Source organism: Streptomyces humi, from assembly GCF_001005085.2.
GTDB classification, from domain to species: Bacteria; Actinomycetota; Actinomycetes; order Streptomycetales; family Streptomycetaceae; genus Streptomyces; species Streptomyces humi.
The window spans coordinates 37,597-57,622 of the sequence record NZ_LBMU02000049.1; the positions used below are offsets into that span (position 1 = coordinate 37,597).

18 protein-coding genes and 1 pseudogene are annotated in these 20,026 nt (G+C 70.7%); 15 read left to right on the plus strand and 4 right to left on the minus strand.

From position 1 onward, the window contains the following. The first annotated feature begins 145 nt into the window (after positions 1–145). The 4 genes from AAW13_RS22890 to AAW13_RS22905 are packed head-to-tail and all read left to right on the plus strand — an operon-like array spanning position 146 to position 4,921. Positions 146–1,471, plus strand: a complete 1,326-nt coding sequence (locus tag AAW13_RS22890) for a DUF6716 putative glycosyltransferase (protein WP_046729788.1) — start codon at positions 146–148, stop codon at positions 1,469–1,471. A 59-nt stretch (positions 1,472–1,530) separates the two neighbouring features. Then, on the plus strand, positions 1,531–2,781 hold the full coding sequence (locus tag AAW13_RS22895) for an acylneuraminate cytidylyltransferase (protein WP_046729789.1): 1,251 nt from the start codon (positions 1,531–1,533) through the stop codon (positions 2,779–2,781). Positions 2,782–2,796: 15 nt separating this feature from the next. Then, positions 2,797–3,732 carry an N-acetylneuraminate synthase family protein gene (locus AAW13_RS22900; RefSeq protein ID WP_046729790.1) on the plus strand — a complete coding sequence of 312 codons (936 nt, stop codon included), beginning with the start codon at positions 2,797–2,799 and terminating at the stop codon, positions 3,730–3,732. Positions 3,733–3,778: 46 nt separating this feature from the next. Further along, positions 3,779–4,921, plus strand: a complete 1,143-nt coding sequence (locus AAW13_RS22905; protein ID WP_046729791.1) for a hypothetical protein — start codon at positions 3,779–3,781, stop codon at positions 4,919–4,921. A gap of 21 nt (positions 4,922–4,942) precedes the next feature. Here AAW13_RS22905 and AAW13_RS47815 read toward each other — a convergent pair whose 3' ends face one another. Continuing rightward, entirely contained in the window at positions 4,943–5,332 is a 390-nt protein-coding gene (locus tag AAW13_RS47815) for a DUF397 domain-containing protein (protein ID WP_420855486.1), read from the minus strand. Here AAW13_RS47815 and AAW13_RS46910 point away from each other — a divergent pair. After that, positions 5,310–5,503: pseudogene (locus AAW13_RS46910) on the plus strand (hypothetical protein); the annotation flags it as partial. The gene AAW13_RS47815 and the pseudogene AAW13_RS46910 sit on opposite strands and share 23 nt — an antisense overlap. An 84-nt stretch (positions 5,504–5,587) precedes the next feature. Here AAW13_RS46910 and AAW13_RS47455 read toward each other — a convergent pair. Beyond that, positions 5,588–6,322, minus strand: a complete 735-nt coding sequence (locus tag AAW13_RS47455; protein WP_046729792.1) for a helix-turn-helix domain-containing protein — start codon at positions 6,320–6,322, stop codon at positions 5,588–5,590. A gap of 230 nt (positions 6,323–6,552) precedes the next feature. On the opposite strand from AAW13_RS47455, the gene AAW13_RS22925 reads away from it, so the two are divergent. Beyond that, positions 6,553–7,224, plus strand: coding sequence for a DUF4097 family beta strand repeat-containing protein (locus AAW13_RS22925; RefSeq protein ID WP_046729793.1), 672 nt, complete (start codon positions 6,553–6,555; stop codon positions 7,222–7,224). Between the two features lie 123 nt (positions 7,225–7,347). After that, entirely contained in the window at positions 7,348–8,436 is a 1,089-nt protein-coding gene (locus tag AAW13_RS22930; protein ID WP_046729794.1) for a glutamate--cysteine ligase 2, read from the plus strand. A gap of 134 nt (positions 8,437–8,570) precedes the next feature. On the opposite strand, the gene AAW13_RS22935 is transcribed toward AAW13_RS22930, so the two are convergent. Further along, on the minus strand, positions 8,571–8,804 hold the full coding sequence (locus AAW13_RS22935) for a DUF6480 family protein (protein ID WP_046729795.1): 234 nt from the start codon (positions 8,802–8,804) through the stop codon (positions 8,571–8,573). A gap of 251 nt (positions 8,805–9,055) precedes the next feature. Further along, complete coding sequence (locus AAW13_RS22940) at positions 9,056–9,712, minus strand: class I SAM-dependent DNA methyltransferase (RefSeq protein ID WP_046729796.1); 657 nt, start codon at positions 9,710–9,712, stop codon at positions 9,056–9,058. A 261-nt stretch (positions 9,713–9,973) separates the two neighbouring features. Between AAW13_RS22940 and AAW13_RS22945 the strand changes: the two genes are divergently transcribed. The 8 genes from AAW13_RS22945 to AAW13_RS22980 all read left to right on the plus strand — a co-directional run bounded on the left by AAW13_RS22945 (position 9,974) and on the right by AAW13_RS22980 (position 19,963). Then, positions 9,974–11,191, plus strand: coding sequence for a M20 family metallopeptidase (locus tag AAW13_RS22945; protein ID WP_046729797.1), 1,218 nt, complete (start codon positions 9,974–9,976; stop codon positions 11,189–11,191). Positions 11,192–11,537: 346 nt separating this feature from the next. Beyond that, positions 11,538–12,569 carry a BMP family lipoprotein gene (locus tag AAW13_RS22950; RefSeq protein ID WP_046729798.1) on the plus strand — a complete coding sequence of 344 codons (1,032 nt, stop codon included), beginning with the start codon at positions 11,538–11,540 and terminating at the stop codon, positions 12,567–12,569. Positions 12,570–12,813: 244 nt separating this feature from the next. Continuing rightward, positions 12,814–13,860 (plus strand): BMP family lipoprotein, encoded by a 1,047-nt coding sequence (locus tag AAW13_RS22955; RefSeq protein WP_046729799.1) that lies wholly within the window; start codon positions 12,814–12,816, stop codon positions 13,858–13,860. 273 nt (positions 13,861–14,133) lie between these two features. Further along, positions 14,134–15,834, plus strand: coding sequence for an ATP-binding cassette domain-containing protein (locus tag AAW13_RS22960; RefSeq protein ID WP_046729800.1), 1,701 nt, complete (start codon positions 14,134–14,136; stop codon positions 15,832–15,834). After that, the gene (locus AAW13_RS22965) at positions 15,831–16,952 is read left to right on the plus strand and encodes an ABC transporter permease (RefSeq protein ID WP_046729801.1); all 1,122 of its coding nucleotides are present in this window, start codon (positions 15,831–15,833) and stop codon (positions 16,950–16,952) included. The genes AAW13_RS22960 and AAW13_RS22965 overlap by 4 nt, the downstream gene beginning before the upstream one ends. Next, positions 16,952–18,214 carry an ABC transporter permease gene (locus tag AAW13_RS22970; RefSeq protein ID WP_046729802.1) on the plus strand — a complete coding sequence of 421 codons (1,263 nt, stop codon included), beginning with the start codon at positions 16,952–16,954 and terminating at the stop codon, positions 18,212–18,214. Before AAW13_RS22965 ends, AAW13_RS22970 begins: the two co-directional genes overlap by 1 nt. Further along, positions 18,211–18,609: a cytidine deaminase gene (locus tag AAW13_RS22975; protein ID WP_046729803.1), complete on the plus strand. Its 399-nt coding sequence runs from the start codon at positions 18,211–18,213 to the stop codon at positions 18,607–18,609. Before AAW13_RS22970 ends, AAW13_RS22975 begins: the two co-directional genes overlap by 4 nt. A 76-nt stretch (positions 18,610–18,685) precedes the next feature. Next, positions 18,686–19,963: a thymidine phosphorylase gene (locus AAW13_RS22980; protein ID WP_206306264.1), complete on the plus strand. Its 1,278-nt coding sequence runs from the start codon at positions 18,686–18,688 to the stop codon at positions 19,961–19,963. Positions 19,964–20,026 lie beyond the last annotated feature (63 nt).

The following is a 20,026-nucleotide window of genomic DNA, read 5'->3' on the forward strand; positions in this document are numbered from 1 at the left end:
GAGGTGAACGACATGTGGCGAGGTCGTGAACCGGGTCTTTTTGACGGCTGATCCCGGGCTGATTCGCCATTCGGCGATGTGTTGTTAACCCTTTGTTGGATTCGGGTTCGGGAGATCCTCGGAATGGCTTCCTAGCGTCTTCGGTGTGCCAGTAAGTGCAACGAAGACCCTGCGGGTGGCCGTCCTGGCGGATTCCGACACTCGGTGGAAGTGGGGCGCGCTCACCGCGAAGCGCCTCATCCCCGACGAGAGCGACGACTCGGACGTCCGGCTCGACGGCTACCTCCTGCGGGGCCGTGCCACCCCCACCGCCCGCCAGCTCCAGGAGGTCGGCGTCCACGCGGACTCGCTCCGCGAGGTGACGTCCGTCGAGTTCCTGAGAGAGATGGAGCAGCAGTCGTACGACATCCTCGTCCTCTCCCTCGTCGGCGGCGGTGTGCAGGCCATGCTGCACGGGCTGCGGGCCGCCTGGGCCGGCCGTGAGAAGCGGCCCGTCGTCGTCACCGGCTATGTCGGCGTCGTCTACGAGAAGCTCGCCGACGGCCTGCTGCTGCGGCACGGCGCGGACCTGGTCCTCGCCAACTCCCGCCAGGACGCGGAGCGTTTCCGGGCGGTCTACGACGGGGTCGGCGCCGACTCCACCGCGGTGACCGAGGTCGCCCTGCCGTTCCTCGGCGGAGCGCCCTACGAGGGCGAACACCAGCCCTACACCGTGGTGTTCGCGGCCCAGCCGTCCGTCCCGGACAGCCGCAGGGACCGCACCTACCTGCTCGACCGGCTGATCCAGCACGCCCGCCGGCACCCCGAGCGGGAAGTGCTGCTGAAGCTGCGCTCCAAGCCCGGCGAGCACACCACCCACATCGAGGAACTGCCGTACCAGAAGCTGGTCCAGGGCAAGGACGTGCCCGCCAACTTCCGGCTGGTGTACGGGCACATGGGCGAGGTGCTCGACCACACCGACCTGCTGGTCACGGTCAGCTCGACGGCCGCCCTGGAAGCCCTGCACCGGCGGATCCCCACCGTGCTCCTCACCGACCTCGGCATCCGCGAGACGCTCGGCAACCACCACTTCGTCGGCTCCGGCTGCCTCGCCTCCTGGGACCAGCTCGACGCCGGCCACCGCCCGGCGCCCGACGCCGAGTGGGTGGCCCGCCAGGGCGTCGCCGCCGGGGGCGCCTCCTACGAGCGGGCCTTCGACGCCGGCCGTGAGCGCATCGCGAAGCTGCTCGCCCGGCACGGCGGGCTGCCGCCCCTGAACCCGTACTACACACCCGAGACCGCGCCCGGCTACCTGCCCGGCATCCTGGCCCGCCACCACCTCGGCCCCGACGGTGTCCCGCTGCCCGGCGCACCAGCCGCCGACAAGGCCCCGGGACCCGTCCGCCAGATCGTGCGCCGGGCAGCACGCGGCGCCTACCGCCACGGCGTCCAGCGGGTGGCCCCCGTGATCCGACGAATGGGAGAGCTGTGAGCGACCGGATCCCGAACCAGGCGTCGCCGGCGCCTGACGGACTTGAAGGAACAGAGCCGATGTCCCACCCCGCAGGGCCCGCACTGCCCCGCGTCCTCGCCGTGATCCCCGCCCGCGGCGGCTCCAAGGGCGTGCCCGCGAAGAACCTCGCCCCGGTCGGCGGCATCCCGCTGGTCGCCCGCGCGGTCCGCGAGTGCGTCGCCTCCCGCCTGGTGACCGACGTGGTCGTCTCCACCGACGACCAGGCCATCGCCGCCGCCGCCCGTTCCGCCGGCGCCGAGGTGGTGCTGCGCCCCGCCGCCATCGCCGGTGACACCGCCACCTCCGAGGCCGCCGTCCTGCACGCCATGGACGCCCACGAGGCGCTGCACGGCGCCCCGGTCGACGTGGTCCTGCTCGTGCAGTGCACCAGCCCCTTCATCGTCCGCGAGGACATCGACGGGGTGGCCGGCGCGGTCGTCGAGAACGGCGCCGACACGGCCCTGACCGTCGCCCCGTTCCACGGCTTCGTCTGGCGCGACGAGGTGCACGCCCCGGTTCCGGTCGGCGCCGAGGAGGCCTCGGTCAGCGGTGGCTTCGGCGTCAACCACGACAAGTCGTTCCGCCCGCGCCGCCAGGACCGCCCCCAGGACTTCCTGGAGACCGGCGCCGCCTACGCGATGCGCGCCGACGGCTTCCGCGAGCACCGGCACCGCTTCTTCGGCCACACCGAACTGGTGCGGACCGACCCCGCGCGCGTCCTGGAGATCGACGACCACCACGAGCTCGCGCGCGCCCGCGCCCTGGCCCCGCTCTTCGACGCGGACCGCCCCGGCGCCCTCCCGACCGCCGACGACGTCGACGCGGTCGTACTGGACTTCGACGGCACCCAGACCGACGACCGGGTGCTGATCGACGCCGATGGAAAGGAGTTCGTCTCCGTGCACCGCGGCGACGGACTCGGCATCGCCGCCCTGCGCAGGAGCGGGCTGAAGATGCTGATCCTCTCCACGGAGCAGAACCCGGTCGTCGCCGCCCGGGGCCGGAAACTACGGATCCCGGTCCTGCACGGCATCGACCGCAAGGACCTCGCACTCAAGCAGTGGTGCGAGGAGCAGGGCATCGCTCCCGAGCGCGTGCTCTACGTCGGAAACGACGTCAATGACCTCCCGTGCTTCGCCGTAGCCGGCTGGCCCGTGGCGGTCGCGAGCGCCCACGACGTCGTACGCGGCGCCGCACGCGCGGTCACCAGCCTCCCCGGCGGTGACGGCGCGATCCGAGAGATCGCCAGCTGGATCCTCGGCCCCTCTCTCGATTCCCTCCCGAAGTAAGGACACCCCACAGTCATGAGCAACTCCCGTCTGCGCCAGTTCGGTTCCCGTGAGGTCGGCCCCGGCAAGCCCGTCTACATCTGCGGCGAGATCGGCATCAACCACAACGGTGAGCTGGAGAACGCCTTCAAGCTGATCGACGTGGCCGCCGAGGCCGGCTGCGACGCCGTCAAGTTCCAGAAGCGCACCCCGGAGATCTGCACCCCGCGCGACCAGTGGGACATCGAGCGCGACACCCCCTGGGGCCGCATGACCTACATCGACTACCGCCACCGCGTGGAGTTCGGTGAGGACGAGTACCGCCAGATCGACGAGTACTGCCGGACCCGTGGCATCGACTGGTTCGCCTCCCCGTGGGACACCGAGGCCGTCGCCTTCCTGGAGAAGTTCGACGTCCCGGCCCACAAGGTCGCCTCCGCCTCCCTCACGGACGACGAGCTCCTCAAGGCGCTGCGCGCCACCGGCCGCGCGGTCATCCTCTCCACGGGCATGTCCACCCCGAAGCAGATCCGCCACGCGGTCGAGGTCCTCGGCTCGGACAACATCCTCATGTGCCACGCCACCTCGACCTACCCGGCGAAGGCCGACGAGCTCAACCTCCGCGTGATCAACACGCTGGAGAAGGAGTACCCGAACGTGCCGATCGGCTACTCCGGCCACGAGACCGGCCTTCAGACCACCCTCGCCGCCGTCGCCCTCGGCGCCACCTTCGTCGAGCGCCACATCACCCTCGACCGCGCCATGTGGGGCTCCGACCAGGCCGCCTCCGTGGAGCCGCAGGGCCTCACGCGCCTGGTCCGCGACATCCGCATCATCTCCGAGTCCCTCGGTGACGGCGTCAAGAAGGTCTACGACTCCGAGCTCGGCCCGATGAAGAAGCTGCGCCGCGTCACCGGTGTCGTCGCCGAGGCGGAGATCGCCGCGGCCGCCGGCGAGCCGGTCCAGGTCTGAGCCGAGTCTGATTGATGTGTTACGACGACGGGACGGTCGTACGTCGATGAGCCCCCGCGCCGGGAACACCGGCCCCCACACACTCGCGTTCGTCGAGAGTCCGGTGCAGCTGCTGAACGTGCTGGAGTGGGCGCATGTCCACGCCCTGCGCGGGTCGGCGGAGCCGCTGCCGACCGTACCCGGCCAGGTACGGCGCTCGGTGTCCGGCATATCTGCACCCGGCGCGGAACTCACGATCGTCGTCCTGTCCCCGACGGACCCCATGACCCGGGGCCAGCTGCGCCGGATGGCGGACCTGGCCCGGGACGAGGGCTACCGGGTCCGCTGGGAGGAGGCGCGCGGCGGCACCACCGCCCCCTTCCAGACGATCGGCGGCCTGGCGGGCTCGCTCCGCCGGGCCGACCGCATCGTCATGGGGGACCCCTTCTCCCGTTACGTACAGCTCCTCCTGACGATCACCCGCGCCCGCGACCTGGTCGTGGTCGACGACGGCACCGCGACGATGGAGTTCGTCGCCCAGCTGGCCCGCGGCGAACGCCTGGTCCGCTGGCACCGCAAGGGCGGCAGACCCGGCGCCCGGGACCTTCTCTTCGCGCCGGTCTCCTCCTCCGCCCGCCGCCGCCTCACCCCCAGCGACCGCCGCCGTGTCGAGGTCTTCTCCTCCATGCCGATGACGGACACACCGCAGGGCGTGACGGTCACCGCGAACGACTTCGGCTGGACCCGGGCCCGCTTCGGCCCGCCGCGCATCACCAAGGGCGCCGACATGGTCGGCACGTCCCTGGTGGAGACCGGCGTGGTCGACGGCGAACGGTACCTGGAGGCCGTCCAGACCCTCGCCAAGGCCCACGGCGCCACCCGCTACTTCGCGCACCGCCGCGAGAGCACGGACAAACTCCACCGTCTCGCCGCCGAGACGGGCCTGGAGATAGTCCGCCCGGATCTGCCGCTGGAGCTGATCGCCCGCCGGGGCCCGATCGGCCGTACGATCCTGAGCTTCCCCTCGACGGTCGTGCACACGCTCCCCCTCGCCCTGGCAGGCACCGGCGTCCGCGTCGCCGTCTGCGACATCGACCCGACCTGGCTGACAGAACACGCCTCCCCCCGAGCCCAGGGCTTCCTCTCCGGCGTCACGGGCACCGCAAAGGACGTCCACCGCCTGGCATCGGTGGCCACCGCACCGGCGTGACGCCACGCCCCGCGCCCCGTCTCAGCGGCGCGGGGCACCGGCCTCAAGAGCGGCGACGAATCCGACGAAGGACCCGACCGAAAAGGCGAGAACGCCCACGGCCGGGCCCTTCGAGCCACGAACGGACACGCGGGTGGGGCGAGCGACGATCTCCAGGCAGTTGCTGCCGTCGCCGCCACCGGAGCAGGACGACTTCCACCGACTCCTCGCCGCGGAGCTGGTCTCCGACGCGGTGCGGCACACGAAGGGCGCGGCCGCGCTCAGGGTTCGCCGCTTCCCGGTGGGCGTTGTGCGGACGGGGCCCGGGACGCGTGTCCCGGGCCCCCGGAGCCGCCGGGATCGTTGAAGCGAGTGGCGGACCTCGAAGAGGAGGGGCCGGGGCTCGTACGAGCCGGTGCTGATCGTGACCACACAGAGCAGGACGACGGCGAAGTGGGCGTCGCGGCCGATCGAGCTCGGCTTTCCCGGGTGGGAGTCGCTGGTCGTGCGACCGCTGGTGCTGGGACCGGACAACGTGCCGGTGATCCGGACGCCCGGGAGGCCGAACGGGACGTACCCCTCGCGGTGCTTTCGGCGATGACCCGTCTCGGACGCCGTGGAGCTGTTCGCCGGGGAGTGAGCGTGGGGGGCCGTCCGCTTCCTGGCCGGTGACTTTCCTGTGCCAGGTCAGCTGTCCGGGGTCGGGGCGGTCGGAGCGGGTCTCGTGTAGAGGATGTCGCGGGCCTGTTCCGCGGCGCGGGTCATGCTCTCGGCCACGAAGTCGACGAAGCGGGCGATGTTCTCCAGGCGGGCGGCGGCCGGGGTGTCGGGCCCGAGGACGCCGACACCCCGCCGTGCGGTCTCGGCGAGCAGGGTGTTGGACCGGGCGGCGGCGATCATGCCCGTGTACCAGACGTCGTCGTCCACGACGTAGCGTTCGCGGCGGCCCTCGTCACGCTCGCGGCGGATCAGGCCCTGGGTCGCGAGGAACGAGGTCGCCTTGGAGACGGTCGCCGGGCTGACCTCAAGACGCCGGACCAGTTCCGACGCGGTGAGGCTGCCCGAGTCGGTGGTGTAGAGGCATGTCAGCACCCGGGACATCATCCTGGGCAGGCCCTGCTGCATGAGCAGGGTGGTGAACGCCTCCTCGTACTCGCGCACGACCTCGGTGTCACGTCCGTGGGCCGCCGCCTCCGGGGCCCGGGGGGCGGTCGTCGGCCGACGGCGGTGCGCGCGGTGTTCGGTGGCGCGATGGGCCAAATCGGCGCGGTAGCCGGTGGGGCCGCCGTTGCGCATGACCTCGCGGGTGACGGTCGAGGTCGGACGGTCGAGCCGGCGGGCGATCTCCGCGTAGGCGAGGCCGTCGGCCAGCCCCAGTGCGATCTGCTGACGCTCCTGCTGGGTGAGTCTGCCTCCCGGCATGGGGCCTCCCTCGTGATCCGTGACCGCGCCAGCATAGCGTTCATTCTCAATTCATTGCAACGCGATGGAGAGCGATTGTTGCATTAGGTTCATACTCGTTGCAACGAAATGTGTGCTGTGAGCTTTACTTATAGGGTTCCGATGCAACAAACGTGTTGCTGGAATGGTGAACGCAACGTAGCGTTTGTGTCGTCGGAAACAACGAGTCCAACCAGTCCAAGGAGCGCACGATGCAGAAGTTCGACACCCCCGCCCCCGTCTCCGCCGTCCTGGACATCCCCGCGGGACAGATCCGGTTCATCGCCGCCGACCGTGCCGACACCACCGTCGAGGTCCGGCCCGCGGACCCCGGCAGGAGCCGTGACGTGAAGGCGGCCGAGCGGATCGAGGTCTCCTGCGCCGACGGCGTCCTGCGGATCGGGGTCCCGGCGGCCGGGAGCCGGATCCTCGGCGACTCCGGATCCGTCGAGGTGACCGTCCAGCTGCCCGCCGGCTCCCGCGTCGAGGCGAAGGCCGCGCTCGCCGAACTCCGCGGCGTGGGACGGCTCGGCGACGTCACCTTCGAGGGCGCGCAGGCCACGGTCAAGCTCGACGAGACCGGTGACGCCCGGCTCACCCTCCAGGCCGGTGACATCCAGGTCGGCCGGCTGGGCGGCGCGGCGGAGATCAGCACCCTGAAGGGCGACATCAGCATCGCCGAGGCCGTCCGCGGCACCGTCACGCTGAACACCCAGCACGGTGACATCGCGGTCGGCGCCGCCCGCGGGGTCTCCGCCACCCTGGACGCCGGCACCGCCTACGGCCGGATCGACAACGCCCTCCGGAACACCGACGGCGCCGACGCCGGCCTGAACATCGCCGCCACCACCTCCTACGGCGACATCACCGCGCGCAGCCTGTGACCGCCCCGCCCGTTCCCGGCCGCTCCGCGCACCCTCAGGTGTCGCGGGCGCCGGCCTGGGAAGTCGGGGGTTACGAAAAATCTGCCGCGCCCGGTCGCGGCACGGACGGAGGGGCTGAGGGGCGTGCGTACCGTCGGTGTGGAGGAAGAGCTCCTGCTCGTCGACCCGGAATCCGGTGAGCCGACGGCACTGGCCGCGGCGGTGCTGGCGCGGGCCTCGCTGGCCGATCCCGGGCAGGACGTGTTCGAGAAGGAGCTCTACGGCCAGATGCTGGAGTTCGCCACCCACCCGCAGTCGGACATGGCGGACCTCGGGGAGGAGATCGTCCGGTGCCGCAAGGAGGCCGCCAGGCTGGCCGGGGAACTCGGCAGCTCGGTCGCCGCCCTGGCCACGTCGCCGCTGCCGGTCAGCCCCTCCGTCAGCGTGAGCCGGCGCTACCAGTGGATGGCCGAGCAGTACGGCATCTCCACCCGCGAGCAGTTGGTGTGCGGGTGCCATGTGCACGTCTCCGTGGAGTCGGACGAGGAAGGGGTGGCGGTGCTGGACCGGCTGCGGCCGTGGCTGCCGGTGCTCGTCGCGATCAGCGCCAACTCGCCCTTCTGGCAGGGCAGCGACACCGGCCACGCCAGCTACCGCAGCCGGGTGTGGATGCGCTGGCCGTCCGCCGGGCCGACGGAGCTGTTCGGGTCGCCGGCGCGCTACCACCGCCTGGTCGAGGACATGGTCGCCACCGGCGTCATCCTGGACGAGGGGATGGTCTACTTCGACGCCCGGCTGGCCCGGCGCTATCCGACCGTGGAGATCCGGGTCTCCGACGTCTGCCTGCGGGCCGAGACGGCCGTGCTCGTGGCCACGCTGACCCGGGCGCTGGTGGAGACCGCGGCACGGGAGTGGCGGGCCGGGCAGGAGCCGGTCGACCACGGCGTGAGCCTGATACGGCTCGCCGCCTGGCGGGCCGCCCGCTCGGGGCTCGGCGGGGAACTGCTCGACCCCGTCACCCTGCGGCCCCGGCCGGCCCGGGAAGTGGTGGGCACGCTGCTGGAGCACCTCGGGGACGCCCTCACCGACACCGGTGATCTCCCCACCGTCCGGGAGGAACTCGAACGGCTGCTGCGGCACGGCAACGGCGCCGACGAACAGCGCGGGCTGCTGGAGCGCACCGACAGCCTGCGAGAGGTCGTCACCGAATGCGCGCGCCGCACCCAGGCCTGAACCGGCACCCCCATGCCTCGGGCCGGCACCCAGGCTCCGCGTCGGCACCCCATGCCTCGGGCCGGCACCCCAGGCCTCGGGCCGGCACCCGAGGCCTGAGTCGGCACCCAGGCCTCGGGCGGCACCCCGCCGGGCTACAGGATCAGGACCAGGGCGTAGACCAGGAAGAAGGCCGCTACGAGCGCGACGAGCAGCAGGATCAGGGTCAGCGGGCCCTTGGCCCAGCCCTTGGTCGGATTGTGTGTCTCCTGGGGCCCGGCCCCTGGCAGGCTGCTCTCGGCGGGCGGGGTCTCGCCGGGCGGGACACCACCGCCGGGCTCCAGCCCGGTCGTCCGCTCGGGCTCCGGATCTGGGTTCACGTAACTCATGCCCCCCGAGTCCCCCGCCCGGCCCGGATCATCGGCCATAAATCGCATTTCGCCCGATTCACCCACCCTGGTCGCGTCGCCCGCTTCACGCGCCCTGGTCGCGTCGCCCGCTTCACGCGCCCCGGCCGCGTCGCCCGCTTCACGCACCCCGGCCGCCGCCCTGCGTCGGCGCCTCGGCTGCTCCGGCACCTCGGACCACCCCCGCGCTCCCGCGCCCCCGCTACCCCGGCTACCCCGCTCCTGCTACCCCGCTACCTCGGCTTCCGGGCCAGGACGAACGCCCGTGGCCACGTCTCTCCTTCGACCGGCTCGCGGATCAGGGTCGCCGCCACGTCCAGGCCCGCCTTCACGAGCATGTCGCCCACCGCGTACGCGGGGCGCCAGTGATACCGGAGGTCGATCTCGTGGCCGAAGCGTTCCGTGAGGTGCAGTCCGGGCTGCTCGCCCTTCTGGAAGGCCAGCAGGACGTGGCCGCCGGGGACCAGGACGCGGTGGAAGCCGGCGAACGTCGCCGGCAGGTGGGCGTCGGGGATGTGGATGATCGAGTAGAGGGCGAGGATGCCGCCCAGGGTCCCGTCCGGCAGGTCGAGGGACGTCATCGAGCCCCGGTGGAAGCGGACTCCGGGGTGGGCCTCGCGGGCCAGCGTGACCATCGCGGGCGAGAGGTCGATGCCGAAGGCCGGCACGCCCAGGCCGTTCACGTGGGCGGTGATGTCGCCGGGGCCGCTGCCCAGGTCGGCCACCGGCGCGGTGCCGTTCGCCTTCACGAGCTCGGCGAACGCGCCGATCATGGACATGTCCACGGGGCGGTCGGGGAGGCCGGGGTAGGCGGCGGAGTAGTCCTTGGCGATCGCGTCGTAGGACGTACGGGTGGTCTCTATGAAGTCGGTCGTGTCCGAGTCCGTCACGGTCGCGCACGCTACCGGGCGGGCAGGGCCTCGCGTGGCCAAGTCGAAGGACCGGTCCGGTCCCGTTTCGATCCTTGGACAGAACCGGCGTGATCGTAGCCGAACGTGGTATGCGTGGAAGAGGAAACATACGTGTTACCCAGCCACGTCCGAGGTCATACCTTCCCGGTCAGATTTTCTTCCCCTAAGGGGCTGAACTTTTGTTGATCTCGGGTCAGTTGACCCTTCGGGCGTCCTACCCTTCAGAGGGTGAACCAATTGATGTCCCTAGAGTCCGAGGCCGACCTCCCCGGGGATGTGCTCCCCGGCGTGCTCAGCGAGGAGCTGCACGCCGAACTCGTCGCCTTCCGCCGCGACCTGCACATGCACCCCGAGCTAGGCAACCAGGAGTTCCGCACCACGGCCGCGATCAAGGAGCGGCTGGAGAAAGCCGGACTCCGACCGCGTGTCCTCGCGTCGGGGACCGGGCTCCTCTGTGACATCGGCCCGGTCGGGGACGGGCTGCCGGTGCTCGCCATGCGCGCGGACATCGACGCGCTGCCCATCCCGGACATGAAGACGGAGTCCCCGTACCGGTCCACCGTGCCGGACCGGGCGCACGCCTGTGGGCATGACGTGCATACGACAGTGGTGCTGGGCGCCGGCCTGGTCCTCGCCGACCTGCACCGGCAGGGGCGGCTGCCGCGGCCCGTGCGGCTGCTCTTCCAGCCCGCCGAGGAGGTGCTGCCCGGCGGTGCCGCCGACGCCATCCAGGAGGGGGTGCTGGACGGGGTGGGCCGGATCATCGCCGTGCACTGCGACCCCCGGGTGGACGCGGGGCGGATCGGGCTCAGGACCGGCCCCATCACCAGCGCCTGCGACCGGATCGAGGTGGCGCTGGACGGCCCCGGCGGCCACACCGCACGGCCGCACCTGACCACCGACCTGGTCACCGCCGCCGCCCGGGTGGCCGTCGACGTGCCGGCGCTCATCGGGCGGCGCGTGGACACCCGCAGCGGCCTCGCCGTCACCTGGGGGCGGATCGAGTGCGGGCACGCGCCCAACGTCATCCCGCAGCACGCCGAGCTGTCCGGCACCGTGCGCTGCCTGGACCTGGAGGCCTGGCGGCAGGCGCCGGACGTGGTGTACGCCGCCGTCGAGGAGGTCGCCACGCTGCACCGGGCCAAGTCCGAGATCAACTACGTGCGCGGGGTGCCGCCGGTCGTCAACGACCCGGTGATCACCGAACTGCTGCGGGACGCGATGATCGCCCGCCGCGGCTCCGACTCCATCGAGACGACCGAGCAGAGCCTCGGCGGCGAGGACTTCTCCTGGTACCTGGAGCACGTGCCCGGCGCGCTGGCGCGGCTCGGGGTGCGGACCCCGGGCGAGCGGACCGTGCGCGATCTGCACCAGGGTGACTTCGACGCGGACGAGCGGGCCATCACCGTCGGCGTGGAGCTGTTCACCGCCGCGGCCCTGATCGACGCGACCAGGTAGTCGTATCGACGGAAGTCGTATCAGCTGGCGGGAGAAACGGTCACCTTGCCGTCCGTCCCGACACCGGTTCACCGCAGGGGGCGAAGAGGTGCCCGATCGGCACCTCTTCGCCCCCTTGTGTCACCCTGCCGTAACCGGTGGTCCCTCCTTGTAACCCGGAGTCGGCACGGTTCGATAACGGCCCGGAGAAACCCCGTTCCCCTCCGCTTCTACGCGCGTTACTGTGCGCCGAAATCGCCACCGCAGGTGGCCGGTTGGGCAAGCGGGCCGGTGACGGTGCCGTGGGGACGAAGGGGTACGTGCTGTGCGTTCTGTCTCTCGGAGGACCAGGTTCTCCAAAGCCGCGGTGACCGTCGCCGTCATCGCCCTCGCGGCCGCCGGGTGCGGCAAGTCCAGCCAGGACAGCGGTGACACCACCGCCACCTCGTCCGGCAAGTACAACGGCAAGGGCATAGGCCTCGCGTACGACATCGGCGGCAAGGGCGACCAGTCCTTCAACGACGCCGCCTACGCCGGCTTCCAGAAGGCCGAGAAGGACTTCGGCATCAGCGGCCGGGACATCGAGCCGCAGGACGGCGAGTCCGACGCCGACAAGGTGCAGCGCCTCGACACGCTGGCCAGGGCCGGTTACAACCCGATCATCGGGGTCGGCTACTCCTACGCGCCGGCCGTCAAGGAGGTCGCGGCCAAGTACCCCAAGATCACCTTCGGCATCATCGACGACAACGAGGTGACGGCGAGCAACGTCGTCGACATGGTGTTCGCGGCGGAGCAGTCGTCGTACCTCGCGGGTGTGGCCGCGGCGTCCGCCACCAAGAAGAACCACATCGGCTTCATCGGCGGTGTCGACGTACCGCTCATCCACACCTTCGAGGCGGGCTTCGACCAGGGCGCCAAGTCCGTCAACCCGAAGATCAAGATCGAGTCGCAGTACCTGACCCAGACGGCCCAGGAGGGCGGCTTCTCCAGCCCCGACAAGGGCAAGGCCGCGGCGCAGGGCCAGATCGACGCCGGCGCCGACGTCATCTACCACGCGGCCGGCCTCTCCGGCCAGGGCGTGATCGAGGCCGCCGCCACCGCCAAGGTCTGGGCCATCGGCGTCGACTCCGACCAGTACAACCAGAGCGCGCTCGCCAAGTACAAGGACTACATCCTGGGCTCCGCCCTGAAGAACGTCGGCGGCGCGGTGTACGACCTCGTGAAGTCCGTCCACGAGGGCAAGCCGGAGAGCGGTGTCGTCGAGGGCACCCTCAAGACCGGTGGCGTCGGCTTCGCCGACACCAACCCGAAGTACAAGGCCCTCACCAAGGTCGTCGCGGCCGTCGACAAGGCCAAGCAGGAGATCATCGACGGCAAGGTCACCGTCAACACGAAGTGACGCCGCCCGCGGGCGGCGCCGGGTGACCGGCCCTACCCACGGGTAAGGCCACCCGCGCGCCGTCGCAGTCCGTACGCCCCTTGCCTCCCGCAAGGGGCGTACTGCTGTGCGTAACCTTGGCCGTGAGTGTGGCCACAGCTAGATAACGGACCGGACATTGGGGGTTTTCCGTCTGGTCTACGCGCGTTACGCTGCGGCGGAACCAGCGCTCGGTTTGGGCGCTTGCACAAAGGAGTCAAGTTCCATGCGCCGGGTGTCCCGTATCGCGGTTGCGGGCGTTGCAACCGCAGCCCTTGCCGCCACTGTTTCTGCCTGTGGCAGCTCGTCCACCTCGTCCTCCGCCAGCAAGGGCAAGGACCTCGGTCTGGCCCTCGCCTACGACGTCGGCGGCAAGGGCGACCAGTCCTTCAACGACGCCGCGACCTCCGGCATGGACAAGGCCGACCAGCAGTACGGCTACAAGTCCACCGCCGTCGAGCCGCAGGACGGCGAGTCCGACGCGGACAAGGCCCAGCGTCTGGAGACCCTGGCCAAGGCCGGCTACAACCCGGTGATCGGCGTCGGCTACTCGTACGCGCCGGCCGTCAAGGAGGTCGCGGCGAAGTTCCCGAAGGTCACCTTCGGCATCATCGACGACAACACCATCAAGGCCGACAACGTCGCCGACCTCGTCTTCCACGAGGAGCAGGCGTCCTACCTGGCCGGGGTCGCCGCCGCCAAGGCCACCAAGAGCAACACCGTCGGCTTCATCGGCGGTGTGGACGTGCCGCTGATCCACAAGTTCGAGGCGGGCTTCGAGCAGGGCGTCGCGGACACCAAGAAGGGCGTCAAGGTCAAGTCGCAGTACCTGACCGAGACCGCGGCCGAGGGCGGCTTCTCCAGCCCGGACAAGGGCAAGACCGCCGCGGACGGCCAGATCGACGCCGGTGCCGACGTCGTCTACGCCGCCGCCGGCCTGTCCGGGCAGGGTGTCATCCAGTCCGCCGCCGCGCACAAGGTGTGGGCGATCGGCGTCGACTCGGACCAGTACAAGCAGGACGCGCTGGCCAAGTACAAGGACTACATCCTCACCTCGGCCATGAAGGACGTCGCCGGTGCGGTGTACAACCTGGCCAAGTCCGTCCACGACGGCAAGCCGGAGACCGGTGAGATCCGCGCCAGCCTGGCCACCGGCGGTGTGAGCCTCGCCGACTCCAACCCGGCCTTCAAGAACAACGCCGACATCCAGGCCGCGCTCAAGAAGGCCGAGGCCGGCATCAAGGACGGCTCCATCGTGGTCAAGACCTCCTGACCCGGCGGTCATGACCATGTCGTAGGCATGGCCAAAAGAACGCTGTAATGGCAGCGTTACGGCCACGGAACGGGGTGCGGGCAGGATCTTCCTCCCGTGCCCCTGCCGTAGATCCGGCATCACAGGACGATCTACGGCGGGGAACGCATCCCGTTCGCGCGGCAGAATGCTCGGAACGGATCGAGAGTCAAAAAAGCTCGGTCAGGTCCGGGCACTATTTAAAGCAGGGGCGCTACGCGCGTAGAGCGGCCCCTTTCCCTAGGAGAGTGCGCCATCGACGCGTCCAGCAGCCCTCCGCTCACCGCAGAGACGACAGCCGCGGTCGAGCTGGCGGGGATCACCAAGCGATTCCCGGGTGTCGTGGCGAACCACGACATCCACCTGTCCGTCCGCAAGGGCACCGTGCATGCCCTCGTCGGGGAGAACGGTGCCGGCAAGTCCACCCTGATGAAGATCCTCTACGGCATGCAGAAGCCGGACGAGGGCACCATCGCGGTCGACGGCGAGCAGGTCACCTTCTCGTCCCCGGCCGACGCCATCGCGCGCGGCATCGGCATGGTCCACCAGCACTTCATGCTGGCAGACAACCTGACCGTCCTCGAGAACGTCGTGCTCGGCAGCGAGAAGCTGTACGGCATCGGCGGCAACGCCCGGAAGAAGATCAAGGAGATCTCCGACCGGTACGGCCTCGGCATCCGCCCGGACGTCCTGGTAGAGGACCTCGGTGTCGCCGACCGGCAGCGCGTGGAGATCCTCAAGGTCCTCTTCCGCGGCGCCAAGACCCTGATCCTCGACGAGCCCACCGCCGTCCTGGTCCCGCAGGAGGTCGACGCGCTCTTCGACAACCTGCGCGAGCTGAAGTCCGAGGGCCTGTCGGTCATCTTCATCTCCCACAAGCTCGGCGAGGTGCTGTCCGTCGCCGACGACATCACCGTCATCCGCCGCGGTACGACCGTCGGCACCGCGGTCCCCTCCGAGACCACCCCCCGCCAGCTCGCCGAGCTGATGGTCGGCAGCGAACTGCCCACCCCGGAGACCGCCGAGTCCACCGTCACCGACCAGGCCGTCATCACGGTGCGGAACCTCACCGTCTACGCCGGCGGCGGCATCGCCTCCCTCGGTGAGGTCGGCGCCCAGCCCGAGACCGCGACCGTCGGCTCGGCCGGCGCCACCGCGGGCGCCGACGTGCTCACCGAGGCCTCCACCCCCGGCGCCGCCAAGCGCGTCCTGGACGACGTCACCTTCACCATCCACGCCGGTGAGGTCATGGGCATCGCCGGCGTCGAGGGCAACGGCCAGACCGAGCTGATCGACGCGCTCATCGGCACCCGCCACGCCGACTCCGGCGCGATCGAGTTCCTCGGCGAGGACATCACCGGCTGGGCCACCCGCAAGCGCCGCGAGTCCGGCGTCGGCTACATCCCCGAGGACCGGCACCGCCAGGGTCTGCTCCTGGAGTCCCCGCTCTGGGAGAACCGCATTCTCGGCCACGTCACCGAGAAGCCCAACGCGCGGGGCTTCTGGCTGGACATCAAGGGCGCCCAGGCCGACACCCGCAGGATCGTCGAGGAGTACGACGTCCGCACCCCCGGCATCGACGTCACCGCCGCCTCCCTCTCCGGCGGCAACCAGCAGAAGCTGATCGTCGGCCGCGAGATGAGCCACAGCCCGAAGTTCCTGATCGCCGCCCACCCCACCCGCGGTGTGGACGTCGGCGCGCAGGCGCAGATCTGGGACCGCATCCGGGACGCCCGCCGCGAGGGCCTGGCCGTGCTGCTGATCTCCGCCGACCTCGACGAGCTGATCGGCCTGTCGGACACCCTGCGAGTGATCTTCGACGGAAAGCTGGTCGCGGACGCCGACCCGGCCACCATCACGCCCGAGGAACTGGGCTCGGCCATGACAGGTGCCGCCACCGGCCACCTGGAACATCACGACGCGAACGATGTGTCCGGGGAGGACCAGGACCGATGAAGAAGTTCGACAAGGAGCGGGTGCTCCTCGCGGTGGCCGGCCCGGTCATCGCGCTCGTCCTGGCGATCGCGCTGACGTCGATCGTGCTGCTGGCCTCGAACCGCAACCCGTTCGAGCCGTACGTGCTGATGCTCCAGCAGCTGCCGTACTCGGACATCCAGGTCCTGATCATCAACCAGGCGGCGATGTACTACATCGCGGCCATCGCGGTCGCCCTCGGCTTCCGGATGAACCTGTTCAACATCGGCGTCGACGGCCAGTACCGGCTCGCCGCCGTGATGACGGCCGTGGTCGGCGCCAACATCGGCCTGCCCGCCGCGCTGCAAATCCCGATGCTGCTCCTGGTCGCCATGTTCACCGGTGCCTTCTGGGCCGGCATCGCGGGCGTCCTCAAGGTCACCCGCGGAGTCAGCGAGGTCGTCGCCACGATCATGCTGAACGCCATCGCCACCAGCCTCATCGGCTACATCACCCTCTCGAACGTGTGGGGCGTCCAGGTCGGCAACAACATGACGACCGGCGTGATGAAGAAGTCCGGCTGGTTCCCCGGCATCGACCTGGGCTCCGACGTCGGCGAGATCTACGGCATGGTCTTCGTCGCCATCGCCCTCGGCATCGCCTACTGGGTGGTCCTCAACCGCACCCGCTTCGGCTTCGACCTGCGCGCCACCGGCGCCTCCGAGTCGGCCGCCGCGGCCTCCGGCGTCGACGCCAAGCGCATGGTCCTGGTCTCCATGCTGATCTCCGGCGCGGTCTCCGGCCTCGCGGGCCTCCCGCTGCTGCTCGGCGACTCGCACACCTACAGCCTGGACTTCCCGGCCGGCCTCGGCTTCACCGCCATCGGCATCGCCCTGCTCGGCCGGAACAACCCCGGCGGCATCGCCTTCGCCGCCCTCCTGTGGGCCTTCCTCGACAAGGCCTCGCCCGCCCTCGACTACGCCACCCCGGTGGCGTACGAGAAGGAGATCGCCACGATCATGCAGGGCCTGATCGTCTTCTCCGTCGTCATCTCCTACGAAGCCGTACGCCAGTGGGGCCTGCGCCGCCAGCAGCGCCAGGTCGGCGCGGAGCTCGCCGCGGCCGCCGCCCAGAACACCAAGAAGGAGGTGGCGGCCTGATGTCCACCGCGACCATCGCCAAGCCGCAGGCGACCCAGCCCGGCAAGGGCGGCCGCCGAATGTCGCTCCCGGTACTCCTGCTGGTCATCGCGGGCGTACTGGTCCTCACCTCGGCCGTGCGCATCATCACCGGCGCCGAGGGCATCACCTCGACCGGCCAGATGTCCACCGCGCTGCGCCTCGCCGTCCCGATCGGCCTCGCCGGCCTCGGCGGTCTGTGGGCCGAGCGCGCGGGCGTCGTCAACATCGGCCTCGAAGGCATGATGATCCTCGGCACCTGGTTCGGCGCCTGGGCCGGCTACCAGTGGGGCCCCTGGGTCGGCGTCGTCTTCGGCATCCTCGGCGGCGCGCTCGGCGCCCTGCTGCACGCCGTCGCCACCGTCACCTTCAACGTCAACCACATCGTCTCCGGTGTGGCCCTGAACATCCTCGCCCTGGGCGCCACCCGCTACCTCTCGAAGTTCACCTTCGAGAACGCGGTGGGCGGCTCCTCCAAGCAGTCCCCGCCGATCGACTCACTGGGCACCTTCAGCGTCCCCGGCCTGTCGGACTGGCTGAACACGCTCAACGAGAAGCACTGGTTCCTGGTCTCCGACATCGCGGGCCTGGTCGGCGGTCTGCTGACCGACCTGTCCCCGCTGACGGTCGTCGCGGTCGCCCTGGTACCGGTCACCTGGTGGGTGCTGTGGCGCACGGCCTTCGGCCTCCGCCTCCGGTCCTGCGGCGAGAACCCGGTCGCGGCCGAGTCCCTCGGCGTCAACGTCTACAAGTACAAGTACATCGCGGTGATCATCAGCGGTGGCTTCGCCGGCCTGGGCGGCGCGTTCCTCTCCATCGTCGCCTCGAACGTCTACCTGGACGGCCAGACGGCCGGCCGCGGTTACATCGGTCTCGCGGCGATGATCTTCGGCAACTGGATGCCGGGCGGCCTCGCCCTCGGCGCCGGCCTGTTCGGCTACACCGACAGCCTCAACCTGCGCGGCGGCACGGTGAACGTCCACGCGCTGATCCTGCTGATCGCCATCCTGCTGGTGGCCGGCGCGGCCTACCAGGCCTGGCGCAAGAAGTACGTCCCCGCCGTCATCACGATCGTCGTCTCGGTCCTGATGTTCGTCTGGTACGCCTCCACCAACGAGGTCCCGCGTCAGCTCGTGACCGCGACCCCGTACCTCGTGACCCTGCTGGTCCTCTCGCTGTCCGCGCAGTCCCTGCGGATGCCCAAGGCGGACGGCCTGCCGTACCGGAAGGGACAGGGCAAGTGACCGCCGCCGCCTTCGACTGGGAATCCCTGCGGGCCGAGGCGCGGGAGGCCATGTCCCACGCCTACGCCCCGTACTCCGGCTTCCCGGTCGGGGTCGCGGCCCTGGTGGACGACGGCCGCACGGTGTCCGGCTGCAACGTGGAGAACGCGTCGTACGGCCTGGGGCTGTGCGCCGAGTGCGGCCTCGTGTCCGAGCTCCAGCGCACCGGCGGCGGCCGGCTCACCCACTTCACCTGCGTGGACGGCACGGGCGGGCTCCTCGTCCCGTGCGGCCGCTGTCGCCAGCTGCTCTACGAGTTCGGCGGCCCGGACCTCCTCCTGGACACCCCTCAGGGCGTCCTGCCCCTCTCCGAGATGCTGCCCCAGGCCTTCGGGCCGGCCCACCTCACCAAGTAACCCCGTACGGCCCCTCCCGCCCGTCCGCGCGGAGGGGCCGTGCGCTTCGCAATGCTCCGAAGGGAACGTCATGGCCATGGACGCCATCTCCGTCATCCGCACCAAGCGGGACCGCGGTGAGCTCGGCGACGAGCAGATCGACTGGGTCATCGACGCGTACACGCGCGGCGAGGTGGCCGACGAGCAGATGTCGTCGCTCGCGATGGCCATCCTCCTCAACGGCATGAACCGCCGCGAGATCGCCCGCTGGACCGCCGCGATGATCGCCTCCGGCGAGCGCATGGACTTCTCCTCGCTGTCCCGCCCGACCGCCGACAAGCACTCCACCGGCGGCGTCGGCGACAAGATCACGCTACCGCTGGCGCCCCTCGTCGCCGCCTGCGGCGCGGCCGTCCCGCAGCTCTCCGGCCGCGGCCTCGGCCACACCGGCGGCACCCTCGACAAGCTGGAGTCGATCCCCGGCTGGCGCGCCCTGCTCTCCAACGAGGAGATGCTGTCGGTGCTGGACGGCACCGGCGCGGTGATCTGCGCGGCGGGCGACGGCCTGGCCCCCGCCGACAAGAAGCTCTACGCCCTGCGTGACGTCACCGGCACGGTCGAGGCGATCCCGCTGATCGCCTCCTCGATCATGTCGAAGAAGATCGCCGAGGGCACCGGCTCCCTGGTCCTCGACGTGAAGGTGGGCACCGGCGCCTTCATGAAGACCATCGAGGACGCCCGCGAGCTGGCCTCGACGATGGTGGGCCTCGGCACCGACCACGGCGTGAAGACGGTCGCGCTCCTCACCGACATGTCCACCCCGCTCGGCCTCACGGCGGGCAACGCCCTGGAGGTCCGCGAGTCGGTGGAGGTGCTCGCCGGCGGCGGCCCCTCGGACGTGGTCGAGCTGACCCTCGCGCTGGCCCGGGAGATGCTGGACGCGGCGGGCATCCGCGACGCCGACCCGGCGAAGGCGCTGGCCGACGGTTCGGCGATGGACGTCTGGCGCCGGATGATCGCGGCCCAGGGCGGCGACCCGGACGCGACGCTGCCGGTGGCGAAGGAGCAGCACGTGGTGAAGGCCGCCGCCGCGGGCGTCCTCACCCGCCTCGACGCCTACGGTGTCGGCGTCGCCGCCTGGCGCCTCGGCGCGGGCCGCGCCCGCAAGGAGGACCCGGTGCAGGCGGGCGCGGGCGTCGAACTCCACGCCAAGCCCGGCGACACGGTCACCGCCGGCCAGCCCCTCCTCACCCTCCACACGGACACCCCGGAGCGCTTCGAGTACGCACTCCAGGCGGTCGAGGGTTCCTACGACATCGCGCCGGCCGGCACGGAGTTCACCGCGTCGCCGGTGGTCCTGGAACGTATCGCCTGACCAGGACCCGCGGCCGGAGGCCGCCGGTGTCACGGCTCGATCGGATGAACGGGACCGGCGGAC

Coding starts and splice junctions, on each gene's coding strand:
- AAW13_RS22895 (WP_046729789.1), top strand. CDS start 1,531: ATGTCCCACCCCGCAGGGCCCGCACTGCCCCGCGTCCTCGCCGTGATC.
- AAW13_RS22900 (WP_046729790.1), top strand. CDS start 2,797: ATGAGCAACTCCCGTCTGCGCCAGTTCGGTTCCCGTGAGGTCGGCCCC.
- AAW13_RS22905 (WP_046729791.1), top strand. CDS start 3,779: ATGAGCCCCCGCGCCGGGAACACCGGCCCCCACACACTCGCGTTCGTC.
- AAW13_RS47455 (WP_046729792.1), bottom strand. CDS start 6,322: ATGCCGGGAGGCAGACTCACCCAGCAGGAGCGTCAGCAGATCGCACTG.
- AAW13_RS22925 (WP_046729793.1), top strand. CDS start 6,553: ATGCAGAAGTTCGACACCCCCGCCCCCGTCTCCGCCGTCCTGGACATC.
- AAW13_RS22935 (WP_046729795.1), bottom strand. CDS start 8,804: ATGAGTTACGTGAACCCAGATCCGGAGCCCGAGCGGACGACCGGGCTG.
- AAW13_RS22945 (WP_046729797.1), top strand. CDS start 9,974: ATGTCCCTAGAGTCCGAGGCCGACCTCCCCGGGGATGTGCTCCCCGGC.
- AAW13_RS22955 (WP_046729799.1), top strand. CDS start 12,814: ATGCGCCGGGTGTCCCGTATCGCGGTTGCGGGCGTTGCAACCGCAGCC.
- AAW13_RS22965 (WP_046729801.1), top strand. CDS start 15,831: ATGAAGAAGTTCGACAAGGAGCGGGTGCTCCTCGCGGTGGCCGGCCCG.
- AAW13_RS22970 (WP_046729802.1), top strand. CDS start 16,952: ATGTCCACCGCGACCATCGCCAAGCCGCAGGCGACCCAGCCCGGCAAG.
- AAW13_RS22980 (WP_206306264.1), top strand. CDS start 18,686: ATGGACGCCATCTCCGTCATCCGCACCAAGCGGGACCGCGGTGAGCTC.